Source organism: Hyphomonas sp. (assembly GCF_022844445.1).
In the GTDB taxonomy this organism is placed as follows: domain Bacteria; phylum Pseudomonadota; class Alphaproteobacteria; order Caulobacterales; family Hyphomonadaceae; genus Hyphomonas.
In genome coordinates, this window is the sequence record NZ_JALHLS010000005.1 from 25,291 (window position 1) to 38,640 (window position 13,350).

Genomic DNA, 13,350 nt, shown 5'->3' on the forward strand with positions numbered 1-13,350 from the left:
AGCGCCTTTCCCAACCCCGGAAGGCCCTGCCGCCATGACCGCCCCGATTGTCCGATTCGCCCCCTCGCCCACAGGCCGCATCCATGTCGGCAACGTGCGCACGGCCCTGGTGAACTGGCTGTTCTCGCAGGGCCAGGGCGGCAAGTTCATCCTCCGGATCGACGACACGGACCTCGAGCGCTCCACCAAGGAGAACGAGGAAATCCTGAAGGCCGACCTCACTTGGCTGGGCCTCGTCTGGGCGGACACGTTCAACCAGTCCGAACGTTTCGCCATCTATGACAAGGCCGCAGACAAGCTGCGTGCCATGGGCCTGCTGTATCCGGCCTACGAGACGGCCGAGGAGCTGGACGTCAAACGCAAGATCGCCCAGTCGCGCGGACGCCCCCCCGTCTATGACCGGGCGGCGCTCAGCCTGACGGACGCAGACCGGGCGAAACTGGAAGCCTCGGGCGTGAAGCCGCACTGGCGCTTCAAGCTGTCGGGAGGGCGGGTCGAGTGGAACGACCTCGTCCGCGGGCCGCAGAGCATCGACACGTCCTCGGTCTCAGACCCCGTGCTGATCCGCGAGGACGGCAGCTATCTCTACACCCTCCCCTCGGTGGTCGACGATATCGAAGCAGACATCACGCATGTCGTGCGCGGCGAAGATCATGTGACAAACTCCGGCGCCCAGATCGAGATCTTCATGGCGCTCGGCGGCAAGGCGCCCGAGATGGCGCACATGCCGCTCCTGATCGGCGCAGACGGCTCGGCCCTGTCGAAGCGGATAGGCTCGCTCTCGGTCGGCCAGCTTCGCGAGCACGGCATCGAGGCGATGGCGATCCTCAGCTACCTCGCAAAGCTTGGCACCTCGGACAATATCGAGCCGCGCAGCAGCGTGACGGAACTCGCCGCCGAGTTCTCCTTCACCAAGATCGGCCGCGCCCCGGCGCGCTTCGACGAGACCGACCTTGAAAACCTCAACGCTGCGTTCGTCCATGCGATGCCGTTTGCCGAAGCGCAAGCGCGCCTGAAGGCGATTGATCCGCGCGCGGACAATGAGGCCTTCTGGCTGGCCGTGCGGGAGAACTGCGCGCGGGTAAGCGATGCGGCGAACTGGGTGGAAATAGTGTTCGGCAAAGCCTCGCCTGACGTTGCGGCTGAGGACAGGGATTTCATCGCCGCTGCCGGCGCCCACCTGCCGGCCGGCGAGCTGACCCCTGCCAGCTGGGGCGAGTGGACGGGCGCGCTGAAAACCGCCACGGGGCGCAAGGGCAAAGGCCTGTTCATGCCGCTTCGCAAGGCCTTGACCGGGATGGAGCATGGGCCCGAGATGAGCGCCGTGCTGCCGCTGATCGGGCGGGCAAAGGTGCTGGAGCGGCTGGGTTAGTCACACCCTTCCGCGGTACAGCTCACACTCGCGACATCCCGTCCTTCGGCGATATCCTTCACCCACGCCGCCGCACGCACGCCGCCGGTGGTGGTGGAATAGAGCCGGTCATAGCGCAGCAGCGTGTGGTCCTTGCCGGGGGCCGAAAAGGACCGGAAATTCGGGATCTCCGCCGCCAGTTCGTCGAGGTTTGCCTGCATCAGGCCGCGCACCGGATCTGCGGCGCCCATCAGCCCGAGGAACATCTGCTGCACCTCGTCATCGACATTGTTGAACTGGCTCATCCGCATGTCCGGGTGGCGCGCGGCGGTCACGCGGTAGAAGTCTTCGGTGGTGAAGGTTGCGCGGTCATAAGCGGCCAGTTCCGGCCAGTCCGGCAAGCCGTTGAAAGCGCCCCAGGTTTCCAGAAGGCCTGAAACAGCGCCCGCGCGATAGCCGCCGGCTCCGCCGCCATACTGGATAACCTCCGCCTGCGGATAATGATCGGCCACGACGCCCGCATAGAAGGGAGAGGCAATCGCGCCTGCGCTGCCACCGCCGACGAAGATGCGGCCGGGGGCGGGATAGTTCGCATACACCCAGTCAAGCGCCGACTGGACGTTGGCCTTGCCCCGGTGGCGGATGGTCAGCTGCTTGCCGGCGCTGGTCGTGTAGGCTGCATCGCGCGCGCCGAGATGCGCATCGCCGGTGCAGTACGAGACGAAAACCTGCGTCCAGCCAGCGAAGGGATTCTCGGGGTTTGCCGCATCGAACGCGCCGCCCTTGGTGGCGGCATTGTTGGCGTCCATGTCGGCAAGCGGCGTGTAGGCATTGAGGCCCAGCGACACATCGCAAAGGTCGCCCGACCAGCACGCGCCGCCGCCATTCAGGAAGATCATCACGCGGTCTGGATCGGCGGGCTTCACCTGGAACTGGTAGGGCGTGCCATTGGCGCAGAGCGTATCGCCGCCGGGGGTGATCGTGGCCCACGCAGCGGCGGGCGCCGGGCTTGCAGGCTCGGCCGGTGCAGCGGATGCGCTTACTGGTTCGGCGGCCTTGCAGCCGGCCAGCAGGGTCAGGGCGAGAACCGCCGGGAACACGAGACGCATGGTGATTCCTCCACCGGCCTCTTTCGGGCCGTCACGCCTGCAAGCCTAGGCGCGTGCGCGCGGGCTGGCAATCAGGCCGGCGTCGGCGCCGCTTTGGGCTTGTCCACCTCGGGCTCGGCCTCGCCCACTTTGAGCACGCGGCCGACGAGGCTGATCGTCGTGCTCTGCAAGAGGAGGCTGACCAGCACCACAAGGAATGCGATGTTGAAAAAGTTGCCGGGCACGCCGAGCAGGACCGGGATGATCGCCAGGTAGATCGGGACCGCGCCGCGCAGGCCGACCCAGGAGATGAACAGCTTTTCGCGCCAGGTGAACTTCTCGAAGGCAAGGCTGATGAACACCGCCGCCGGGCGCGCGGCAAAAATGAGGATGGCCGAGATCAGCAGCGCGTCCGGGATGTCCTCAACAAGATGGGAGGGCGTGACGAGCAGGCCGAGGATCAGCAGCATCGCGAGCTGGGCGAGCCAGGCAATGCCGTCCATGAACTGCTTGACGACCTGTTTGGCGCGGTAGGCGTGGTTACCAAGGATGAGGCCGGCGAGATAGACCGCGAGGAAGCCGGACCCGCCGAGGATGTTAGCCGCGCCGAAGATCAGCAGGCCGCTCGCGAGCGCGAAGATCGGGTTGAGGCCGAGCTCCAGCGACACGCGGTCATAGAAGAAGGTGAGCAGGCGCCCGCCGCCGATGCCGAGAAGGGCGCCGATGCCGAACTGCTGGATGAAGCCCACAGGCACGGACAGGAGGCCGCCCTCCATGCCGGACATCCCGCCGGCGAGGATGATGGCGGTGAACGTCAGTGCAAGGAAGATGGCCATCGGGTCGTTGACGCCGGATTCCACTTCAAGCGTATTGGCCACTTCCGGCTTCAGCTTAATCCCTTGCTGGCGCAGCAGCAGGAACACGGCGGCCGCGTCGGTCGACGCAACCAGCGAGCCGAACAGCAACGCGTAGAGCGGATCGGTGCCGAGGAAATACCACATGCCGAGGGCGACAATCGAAGCCGTCACCATGACGCCCACACTGGCAAGTATCAGCGCCGGGCGCAGGGCCTGGCGGAAATTCTTCATCGGGGTGTGGATGCCGCCATCATAGAGGATGATGGCGAGGGCGAAGGAACAGGCAAGATAGCTGAGCGGCACATCATTGAAGACGATGCCGCCGGGGCCATCCTCACCGAACAGGATGCCCACGCCAAGAAACGTCAACAGCAGCGGCGCGCCAATACGGCGCGACAGAAAACTCGCGAAAATCGCCGCACACAGCAGCAGCCCGCAAAAGAATATCAGCTGGTTGGTCGAATCCATTCGGCCCCGGGCATTCTGGATAGGTTGTGAAGGTAACCTGCATTTGGAGCGTCTGCAGGGCCAGCACAACCGGGACACCGCGATTGCCCGCCAAAAAGTGCCCTGACGCCGGCGGAAGGCCCGTCAGACCAGCTGATGATCAGGTCCACCATCGATCTTGCCCACGCAATGGGCATGCCCGTCGTCGCCGAAGGCGCCGACGGGCTTGCGGCGGCACTGCTCAAGGAGACGGGCTCAGAAACCGCGCCGGGCGACTTCATCTCGAAGTCGCCGCTACCCGTGATGCCCGACTTCCTCAGCGAGGCCGACGGGCACCACGGAAGCGCCAGAAGGTCAGTTGACCTCGACGAAGGGCCCGCGAAGCGTATAGACGTCCGCGCCGACTGCCACATCCAGGTTGAGATAACCTGCGACCGGCCCCCGGTTGGCCGAGAGGATGCGCCGGCCATTGCCCCGCGCGAGCAGCTCGCCCTGCGCATCGCTGACCGACCAGCCGACCGGCGTCATGCTGGCACTGGCGAGGGTGGGCGTGATCAGTTCCGAATAGGCGAGATTGACCGGCAGGGGCTGCTCCAGCGCGCCGTCGATCCGGGCGAAGAGCTGAACGACGTAAACCCGTCCGCCGAATTCATAAGTGCCGGTGCCGGCATGGCTGAAGCCGCGGCGCAGGTTTTCCGCGTTTGAAGCATCTGACTGGATGGCGGCGTGGATGTCTTCGGCCGATGCCCCGGCGCCCAGCACCGCGATGCTGCTGGCGAAGGAGCCGATGAGTGCAGTGCGGTCCGACAGGCGAACCTGGTCGAGAAGCGACCGGCCTGAGGGATCGGCGTAGCTGACCAAGCCGGAGAGGGCCATGTCACGGGCATGGGCGCGCGCTGTCGCGGCGAGGCTATCGGACGATTGCAGCGCGGGAAGCGCGAGGCCGGCCCGGTCCTTGTTGGCTATGGCCAGAAGCTCGCTGTCGATCGGGCTGGCAGACAGCGGCTGCTCCAGCAGGGCTTTCGCCTGCGGATTGAGAGCCGTGTGCCAGTCAGCTTGAGCAGTCGCCACTCCAGGGCCCGCAAGCGCCAGAACGAGGAGTGACATGGAAATGGAAGTACGCTGTAACATAATTGTCACAATGCGCGCATGACGGATTTGTGTCAAGGATATACAGTATACGGTATTTTTACTGTACCTTTCCGGGCGTAGCGCCAGCCTACGCTTCTTTGTCATTCACCTGTCACGTCCCCGTCGTACCCGTTGCGGCAATGGAGGCGCGGATGACGGCGGCCATGGACGAAGACCTGATGACCTACGCCTGGGTGCGCCTGCGCGCCGGGGTGGAGCCGCATGAAGTGCGCCGGCAACTGAAGCTGAAAGGCCTCGGTGAGGCGCAGGTCCGCGCGCTGATGCAGGAAGCGCATGATGGCCGGAGGCCTTCAGCGGATGTTTCCTACCCTGCCCTCGCGAACGCGGCCATTGTCCAACGCGCCCTGATCCATCCCGATATCCAGCGCGTGCCGGCCGCGAAGGCGCAGCTCTATACCTGGAAGAATTTCCTGGTGCCCGACGTGTGCGACGCCGTGGTCGAGCTGATCGACCAGCGCCTGCGCGATTCGACCACCGCTGTTCCGTTCACAGACCCGAAGGTGCGCACCTCTCGTACCTCCGACCTCGGCCAGCTCGGCCACGATCTGATCATGCAGCTGGACGAGCTGATGGCCGAAGCCATCGGCATCCACTGGTCGTATTCAGACGTCACGCAAGGCCAGCGCTATGATCTCGATCAGGAATACAAAGCACACTACGATTACTTCCTGCCGGGCACGCGGGAGCATCAGGTATTCTGCCAGTTTCTCGGCCAGCGCACCTGGACCTTCATGATCTATCTCAATGATGTCGAGGAAGGCGGCGGCACGCGCTTCCGCCGACTGGAGAAGACGATCATGCCTGAAAAAGGCAAGGCCGTTATCTGGAACAATCTTAACCCAGACGGCAGCGTTAATCCGTATACGATCCATCATGGCATGAAGGTGCGCAAGGGATCGAAGCACATCATCACCAAATGGTTCCGCGAGCGCGGATGGGGCGAGATGTTTCCACAGGAATACTACAGAAGCCTGTAATTGTTGCAGTTCCGACACGACCTCGTCCGAAATCTTTTGGAAAGGTCGTTGTCACGTAACCGTCATCTAAACTTCCGGCAATTGTTGCAAAGCCTTCTTAAGGGTCACGCCTGCGGGTAGGCGGATCTCATCGTCTAGTGAGCGCGGCGGATGCCTCCGCCGGTGCACCCGCACAGGGATCACGACGGAGACACTCATGCTGAAAATCAATTCACTTCGCACGGCGCTGCTTGGTTGCGCCGCTGTTGCGATCCTCGGCGCCTGCAGCGGCTCGGATGGCGTTGCCTCGCCTGGCGTAGGCGCGTTCGTGCCTGCACCTTCGACCCCGGCGCCCACCACGCCCCCGCCGCCGACCGGCCCTGCCCCCGGCACGCCTGCCGCTGATTGCCCGGCCGGCTTCTCGAACGTCGGCACCGTCGCCAACCGCCGCATCTGCCAGCTGCCGTCGACCATCACCGGCAACCTCGTTGTTCCCAACCGCGCCGGCACCATCTATTCCGTCAGCGGCCGCACGCAGGTCGGAACCGACACCGGCTCGAACCCGGCCTCTCCCCTGCCCGGCCGCGCCGACGGCATTCTGACCATCGAACCTGGTGTCACGATCTTCGGAAACTCCGGTAACGACTATCTGCTCGTCAACCGCGGCTCGCAGATCTTCGCCGAAGGCACCGCCTCTGCCCCGATTATCCTGACCTCCCGCCAGAGCGTTGAAGGCACCACTAACGAAAACTCGATCGGCCAATGGGGCGGTCTCGTCATCAACGGGCGCGCGCCGACGACAGACGGCTGCCCAGGCGTTATTACCCCGCCAAACATCGCCTGCGAAGCCCAGGTCGAAGGCTCAAACGCCTTCTACGGCGGCCTTTCGCCCGCCGACAACAGCGGCCGGCTCCGCTATGTCCGGGTTATGCATTCCGGCTTCACGATCTCGCTGAACAACGAGCTGAACGGCATCACTCTCGCCGGCGTCGGTTCGGGCACAACGGTTGAGTTTGTCCAGGTCCACAACAGCTCGGACGACGGCATCGAGATCTTTGGCGGCAACGTCAACCTCCGCCGCATTGTCCTCTCTGGTAACGACGATGACTCGTTCGATACTGACTCCGGCTGGCGCGGCGCTGCCCAATTCGGCATTGTGTACCAGCGTACCGGTGGCGGCGATTTCGGCTTTGAAACGAGCTCGCGCGGCGTCAACACCGCCACGTTCTTCACCCGTCCGACTTATGCCAACTGGACGATTGTTATGCGCGCGACCGCCGGCCGCGATGCGATCATCCACAATACTGGCCACGTTGGTCGCGTCTACAACTCGGTGCTCCGTTCCGAGATCAACCAGCAGTGCCTCAACCTCACCACGGCGGTCACCCTGACCAACCCGAATGGCGCCGGTGTCGGCACGGCCCCGAACGGCCCGCTGTACAACTCGGTCTTCTTCTCGTGCAATGGCGGCAATACCGAAGGCGCGAGCGGCATCACCACCCCGCAGGTGGACGCGCAGGTTGCCCTGGGCGCGAACAACGTGCTGAGCGGCACCTCGACCCTGACCGGCGGCTTCATCAACGGCGCGAACGAAAACGCCGTCGTCCCGACCGCCTTCCCCGCGGCGCTGAACGGCACGGATCCGGCGCTGCCGGCCAACACTGCAGTCACCGGCTTCCTGACCGCGGTGCCCTATATCGGCGCCGTGCAGAACGCCTCGGACACCTGGTATGCCGGCTGGACCTGCGGCATCCCCGGCCAGCCTGCCTGCTGAGGCCATTGACAGAGCGGAGGCCCGGACGGGCCTCCGCTTCCTCCTTTTCACGATGACTCCCTTCAGGAACTCAGTCCCATGAAATTCAACGCGCTGTCCCTCCGGGCCCTGTTGATCGCTTCGACAGCGATCCTCGTGCCCGCCTTCGCCTTCGCTCAGACCGAAACCGAGGCCGAAACAGAAACCGAAACAGAGGCAGCGCCCGCTGCGGCAGAACCTGAGGCCGAAGAGGCTGAAGACTACCGGCTGAACGAAGTCGTGGTCCTCGGCCGCTACATCCCGGAAGTCCTGCGCAGCACATCGGAAGTTGCCGCATTCCTCGCCCCGGAAGACCTCATTCGCCAGGGTGATTCCGATGCTGCCAATGCGCTCGCCCGCGTGACCGGCCTCAGCATCGCCGAGGGCCGCTTCGTCTATGTGCGCGGCCTCGGCGAGCGCTACTCCGCTGCCCGGCTCAACGGCTCGCCGCTTCCGAGCCCCGAGCCGCTCCAGCGCGTGGTGCCGCTCGACCTCTTCCCCACGAAAATTCTCGAAAACGTGCTGGTCCAGAAAACCTACTCCGTTGAATATCCCGGCGAGTTCGGCGGCGGCATCATCGACCTGCGCACGCTGAACATTCCGGACGAACCCTTCTTCGAGCTCAGCGTCAGCGGCAGCTACAATTCCGAAACCACCGGCAAGGATGGTTTCACCTACTATGGGTCCGACACGGACGTTCTCGGTTTCGATGACGGCACGCGTAAGATTCCCGGCGCGGTCCGACAGGCCATGTCGACCGGCCGCCGCATCCAGAACGGCAGCTTTACGGCCGCAGAGCTGCAGGCGATCGGCCAGTCTTTCACCAACGCCGAGGTGAACCTTGTCCAGACCAATGACGGCCTTCCGATGAACGGCAGTTACGAAGCGTCAGGCGGCACCTCCTTCGATATCGGCGGCATGGAACTCGGTGTGATCGGCGTGCTGGGCTACAGCAATGGCTGGCGCACCAAGGATGGCCGCCAGGAAGTCGGCGAGATCAATGGCGGCAACCTGCAGGCGACCTCAACCTACGACTATCTTTCGACGGATCAGAACATCGGCTGGGACGCGCTGTTCGGCATCGGTCTCGACGCAGGTGACGACAAGATCGACTGGACCAACCTCTACATTCGCAAGACTACCAAGCAGACGTTCGTGCGGGAAGGCTTTGACGACCTCGCGCTGCGCGATGTCCGGGATGATCGCACGGCCTGGTATGAACGAGAGCTCTACAGCACCCAGCTCAATGGCCGCCACTTCCGCGGCGACTGGACGTTCGACTGGCGCACCGCCCTCTCGCAGACGAAACGTGACGCGCCCTACGAGCGCGAAGTGCGTTACATATTCGACCCGCTGGTCAACAATTTCATCTACAATCCAGCCGGATCCGGCTCGAGCAACAACATTGCCTTCTCCTTCATTGACGACCAGGTGGTCAGTGCCGGGGCGGACGTGCAGTACACGCAGGCGCTTTCTTCCGCACGCAGCATCGACTACTCGGTCGGCCTTGAAGGCTATGAGAACGACCGCAGCGCCCAGACGCGCAATTTCGGCTTCATTCCCACCAATCCGCCGCTCAACTTCCTTTTGACACAGCAGCGCGTGGACTTCCTGTTCTCCAACTTCAATATTGGCCCTAACGGCTTCGAAATCCGCGAAACGACCGGCGCCTCCGGTGCTGCGGCTTTCGATGCAGACCTCAAGGTTTTCGCTGCCTATGCGAAAGTCGATGCGGAACTTATTCCGCTTGTGCGGACTGCATTCGGCCTGCGTTACGAGAACGCCGTCCAGTCGGTCACGCCGCTGTCGCTGATCTCTTCAGAAGCCGATCTGGCGCCGGTTCCGGGTGTGAAGAACAACTATATCCTGCCCGCGGGCACGTTGACCTGGAACTTCGCGGAAGACCAGCAGCTGCGTCTCGGTGCCTCGCAGAGTATAGGCCGCCCGCAGTTTCGCGAGCTTGCTCCGCAGCAGTATTTCGACCCGGATTCGAGCCGCATCTTCATCGGCAACCCCTACCTGACCGATACAGAGATCCTGAACCTCGACGCCCGGTACGAATACTACTTCGACCGCGGCCAGACCCTGTCATTCGGCGTGTTCTACAAGGACCTCGACCGCCCGGTGGAATCGGTCGTCGTGACGCAGAGCGCCTCGGTCTTCCAGACTTATCTCAACGCGCCGCGCGCAATCCTTTATGGGGCCGAAGCAGAGTTCAAACGCGTATTCGACAGCCCGTTCGAGGCTGCATTCCTGCGCGACAAGGAATTCCTCGTGCAGGCGAACTACACCTACTCGAGCTCAGAAGTTAAGGCCGGAAGCGGCGATGTCGTCTTCCCGCTCCAGTCGGGCGGCCTGGCAAGGCCGGCGACCGACTTCGTCACGGATGGCTCGCGCCTGCAGGGTCAGTCTGAACACCTCGCCAACCTCCAGCTCGGCTATCAGGATGATGTGGCCCGCTCGCAGGCCACGCTGCTGGCAACCTATGCCAGCGAGCGCACCTCGGCCCGCGCCCCGGCCGGACAGCCTGACTTCGTGCAGGAGCCGGGTATCAATCTCGACTTCGTGTTCAAGAAAGGCTTCGACCTCCGCGGCCGCGAATTCACCCTGGACTTCAAAGTCCAGAACATTCTCGGCGAGGACTTCGACGAGTTCCAGTCAGGCTCGAACGGCTTTGTCCAGGTCAACCAGTACGAGCTCGGCACGACCCTCTCGCTTGGTCTTAGCACCGAGTTCTGATCCTCGGGTCGGGCAGGTCGTTGCGAAATTGCAACGGCCTGCCGCCTGAAGAAAAATTGGACGCGAACCGTCGCGGAAGTGTCGCACAAGTGTGATTAGCCTGCAGGGGCTGAACCTAGGGGTCTTCGGATGGCGGCGCTTTTCAGAATGGAAAGAGGCATCACTGGCACGGGCGTTGAAACGGCCGGACGCGTCGCGGTAGAGTCGCTTCTTGTGGTGACCCTCGGCGTCCTGTTCGGGCGCCTTGCCTGGACTGCCCTGGCGCCTTCGGATTCGTCTCTTTCCTCCACGTCCGCATCTTCCATAGCCTCGGGCATGAGCCTTTCGGATACGCGCGAAGAGACCGCCATGATCCTTACCCGGATCAACCCGTTTGCGTCGCAGGAAGCGGCCGCCGGCGCTGCTTCTGGCTCTGAAACCACGCTCGACCTCAAACTCTCCGGCGTGCGCGCCGTCGAGGGCAACACGACCGCAAGCAGCGCCGTGATCTCCTTCCCGGACGGCGCGCAGAAGCGCTTTGTGCCCGGCGATGAAGTGATGCCCGGCGTCGTGCTTGTGAACGTCACCGGCGCGGCAGCACATCTCAGCCGGGACGGCCGGCTCGAAATCCTCAGCCTCAATCCCGGACGAACCGCGCCGTTCGCGGTGCCCGCCGAGCCGCCTGTAGCGGGCACGCTCGTGATGGCTGCAGCCAGCACACCCGAGGCTGGCCCCATTACGCCGACTGCGCTCGCCGACGATACCGTGATGATGCCGGAAATGCGCAGTGGACGGGTGTCCGGTTACCGTCTCGAGCCGCGCGGCGCCGGCGCCTTCGAGGCCGCCGGTCTGGAATCGGGCGATCTCATCCTGCGCGTCAACGGCCAGGCCATCGAAGGCCTGCAGCCCGAGCAGATCCACCAGTCCGTCGCCAGCGGCTCCGATGTCGCGCTCGACGTGGTTCGCCAGGGTGCAATCGTGCGCCTGCGCGTCTCGCCCAACGCGGGCCTTTCCCAATGACAAAACGCCTTTTCCTGGCCGCCGCTGCGGCCTTGTCCGCCGCGCAATGGGCGGCCGCCCAGGCGCCCGCCGAGAGCGGCGACAAGCATGTGATGAAGCTCGACGATGTCGAGCTGAATACGCTGATCGCCGACGTCTCGATGCTGACGGGCTACACCTTCATCACCCACCCGGATGTGCGCAAGGTCCGCGTGTCGGTTGTCTCGCAGACGCCGATGAGCACGGCAGATGTCTTCCAGGTTTTCCTGACAACCCTCCGCGTACAGGGCTTTGCCGCGATCCCGGCCGGTCGCGACACCTACCGTATCGTTCCCGAATCGGTGGCTGCCACTGAAGCGCCGATCTCCGGACAGGGCGGTAACGCCTTTGTCACCGAGATCATCCGCCTCGACCATGCCAATGCCATGGATGTTGCCCAGCAGATCAAGCCGGTGCTCGACAGCCAGGGACAGATCGCGGCCAACGCGAATACCAATACGCTCGTCGTGGTAGACTATGCCTCGAACCTCCAGCGCGTGCGCCGGATGATCGAGACAATCGACCGCGACCCGTCGGTCACCGAGACCGTCGCGCTGCGCAATGTGCCGGCACTGGAAATGGAAGCGGTGCTGAACCGTCTTCAGGGCAGCACGGGGCCGGATGGCGGGAGTGCAACCGGTGGACGCAACTTCCTTGCGGTCGCCTCGGAGACAAGCAACGCCGTGCTGCTGCGCGGCGATCCGGGCACGGTCGCCAAGGCACGCGAAGTGGCCCTGCAACTCGATTCCACCGAGCCGCAACGCGACAACATCCGCATCATTCCGCTCAACTATACCGATGCCGGCGAGATCGTGCCGATCCTCGAACGCGTCGGCCTCAGCATAGCGGCGCAGCGTTCCCCGTCGGATACGGCGCCGCCTGCACAAACAATCTCACACCACCCCGCGACCAACTCCCTGATCCTCAGCGGCAATGCTGAAACGCTGGTCGCGATGGAAAAGGTCATCTCGGCGCTTGACGTGCGCCGGCCGCAGGTCATGGTCGAGGCGATCATCGTCGAGATGTCGGATGACGCGGCCAAGGAACTTGGCCTGCAATTCCTGCTCTCGGGCAGCGGCAGGAGCGACGTGCCGTTTGCGTCCACGAATTTCTCCCGCTCGGCCCCGAACCTGCTTGCCCTGACCGGCGCTCTGCTGACGGACGGCTTTACCGACCTCGACAAGACAAACCCCTTCCGCGACGCGGCCATCAGTTCGCTGACGGGCAGCTCGGGCCTGACGCTCGGCTTCGGCGGCCAGTCCGGGGACAACCTGTTCGGCGTGATCCTCAACGCCGTCCAGAATGACACCAACTCCCGCATCCTCTCCACGCCCTTCGGCATGACGCTGAACAACGCGACCTCCGCGCTGATCGTCGGCCAGGAAGTGCCGGTCACAACCGGGCAGGTTCTGGGCGATGCCAATTCCAATCCGTTCCGCACGGTCGAGCGCCAGGATGTCGGCATCCAGCTCGAAGTGACGCCCCGCATCGGCGAGAACGACACAGTACGCCTCGACATCCGCCAGGAAGTCTCCAGCGTCTTCGGCAGCGTCGGCACGGTGACGCCGGACCTGATCCTCGACAAACGCAAGATCACCGCCAGCGTGCTGGCTGACGATGGCGAAATCATCGTGCTCGGCGGCCTGATCGAGCAGACCGATACGGTGCGCGATTCGAAAGTGCCTGTGCTGGGCGATATTCCGTTCGCCGGGCGGCTGTTCCGCTCCGAAGGCAAGTCGACCACGCGCACCAATCTTATGGTCTTCATCCGGCCGACCATCGTGCGCGACAAGGCAGACGCCAAGGCCGCCACCGAGCAGAAATACCTTTACGTGCGCGGCGAGGAACTGATGCGCGGCATCACGCCGGGCAATTCCATCGACCATTATGTCAACCAGGTGCTCGGCGCCCAGCCGCCCGCGGGTCCGGCGGCCAGCCCGGCAGGGTAGCA

General features: G+C 63.9%; 9 protein-coding genes. 6 read left to right on the forward strand and 3 right to left on the reverse strand.

Annotated features, from left to right (window positions below; all coding sequences use genetic code 11):
- Positions 1-34: 34 nt before the first annotated feature.
- Entirely contained in the window at positions 35-1,372 is a 1,338-nt protein-coding gene (gene gltX, locus Q0C17_RS07175; protein ID WP_291203518.1) for a glutamate--tRNA ligase, read from the forward strand.
- Here the strand turns inward: gltX and Q0C17_RS07180 are convergent.
- The 3 genes from Q0C17_RS07180 to Q0C17_RS07190 form a co-directional block, all read right to left on the reverse strand.
- Complete coding sequence (locus Q0C17_RS07180) at positions 1,369-2,460, reverse strand: pectin acetylesterase-family hydrolase (RefSeq protein WP_291203521.1); 1,092 nt, start codon at positions 2,458-2,460, stop codon at positions 1,369-1,371. The two genes, gltX and Q0C17_RS07180, sit on opposite strands and share 4 nt — an antisense overlap.
- 71 nt (positions 2,461-2,531) lie before the next feature.
- Complete coding sequence (locus tag Q0C17_RS07185) at positions 2,532-3,764, reverse strand: potassium/proton antiporter (protein WP_291203523.1); 1,233 nt, start codon at positions 3,762-3,764, stop codon at positions 2,532-2,534.
- A 333-nt stretch (positions 3,765-4,097) separates the two neighbouring features.
- A complete protein-coding gene (locus Q0C17_RS07190) occupies positions 4,098-4,850 on the reverse strand; it encodes a CAP domain-containing protein (RefSeq protein WP_291203526.1) in 753 nt (250 codons plus the stop codon).
- Between the two features lie 176 nt (positions 4,851-5,026).
- Between Q0C17_RS07190 and Q0C17_RS07195 the strand changes: the two genes are divergently transcribed.
- The 5 genes from Q0C17_RS07195 to gspD all read left to right on the forward strand — a co-directional run bounded on the left by Q0C17_RS07195 (position 5,027) and on the right by gspD (position 13,348).
- Positions 5,027-5,872 (forward strand): 2OG-Fe(II) oxygenase, encoded by an 846-nt coding sequence (locus Q0C17_RS07195; protein ID WP_291203528.1) that lies wholly within the window; start codon positions 5,027-5,029, stop codon positions 5,870-5,872.
- Positions 5,873-6,068: 196 nt separating this feature from the next.
- Positions 6,069-7,625: a hypothetical protein gene (locus tag Q0C17_RS07200; RefSeq protein WP_291203530.1), complete on the forward strand. Its 1,557-nt coding sequence runs from the start codon at positions 6,069-6,071 to the stop codon at positions 7,623-7,625.
- A 78-nt stretch (positions 7,626-7,703) separates the two neighbouring features.
- Positions 7,704-10,382, forward strand: a complete 2,679-nt coding sequence (locus Q0C17_RS07205; protein ID WP_291203532.1) for a TonB-dependent receptor — start codon at positions 7,704-7,706, stop codon at positions 10,380-10,382.
- Between the two features lie 147 nt (positions 10,383-10,529).
- A complete protein-coding gene (locus Q0C17_RS07210) occupies positions 10,530-11,381 on the forward strand; it encodes a type II secretion system protein N (RefSeq protein WP_291203535.1) in 852 nt (283 codons plus the stop codon).
- Positions 11,378-13,348, forward strand: coding sequence for a type II secretion system secretin GspD (gene gspD / locus Q0C17_RS07215; RefSeq protein ID WP_291203538.1), 1,971 nt, complete (start codon positions 11,378-11,380; stop codon positions 13,346-13,348). Before Q0C17_RS07210 ends, gspD begins: the two co-directional genes overlap by 4 nt.
- Positions 13,349-13,350: the final 2 nt, after the last annotated feature.

Excerpts from the sequence above, each read along its gene's own strand:
- gltX (WP_291203518.1), top strand. The coding sequence starts at position 35 with ATGACCGCCCCGATTGTCCGATTCGCCCCCTCGCCCACAGGCCGCATC.
- Q0C17_RS07180 (WP_291203521.1), bottom strand. The coding sequence starts at position 2,460 with ATGCGTCTCGTGTTCCCGGCGGTTCTCGCCCTGACCCTGCTGGCCGGC.
- Q0C17_RS07185 (WP_291203523.1), bottom strand. The coding sequence starts at position 3,764 with ATGGATTCGACCAACCAGCTGATATTCTTTTGCGGGCTGCTGCTGTGT.
- Q0C17_RS07190 (WP_291203526.1), bottom strand. The coding sequence starts at position 4,850 with ATGTCACTCCTCGTTCTGGCGCTTGCGGGCCCTGGAGTGGCGACTGCT.
- Q0C17_RS07195 (WP_291203528.1), top strand. The coding sequence starts at position 5,027 with ATGACGGCGGCCATGGACGAAGACCTGATGACCTACGCCTGGGTGCGC.
- Q0C17_RS07200 (WP_291203530.1), top strand. The coding sequence starts at position 6,069 with ATGCTGAAAATCAATTCACTTCGCACGGCGCTGCTTGGTTGCGCCGCT.
- Q0C17_RS07205 (WP_291203532.1), top strand. The coding sequence starts at position 7,704 with ATGAAATTCAACGCGCTGTCCCTCCGGGCCCTGTTGATCGCTTCGACA.
- Q0C17_RS07210 (WP_291203535.1), top strand. The coding sequence starts at position 10,530 with ATGGAAAGAGGCATCACTGGCACGGGCGTTGAAACGGCCGGACGCGTC.
- gspD (WP_291203538.1), top strand. The coding sequence starts at position 11,378 with ATGACAAAACGCCTTTTCCTGGCCGCCGCTGCGGCCTTGTCCGCCGCG.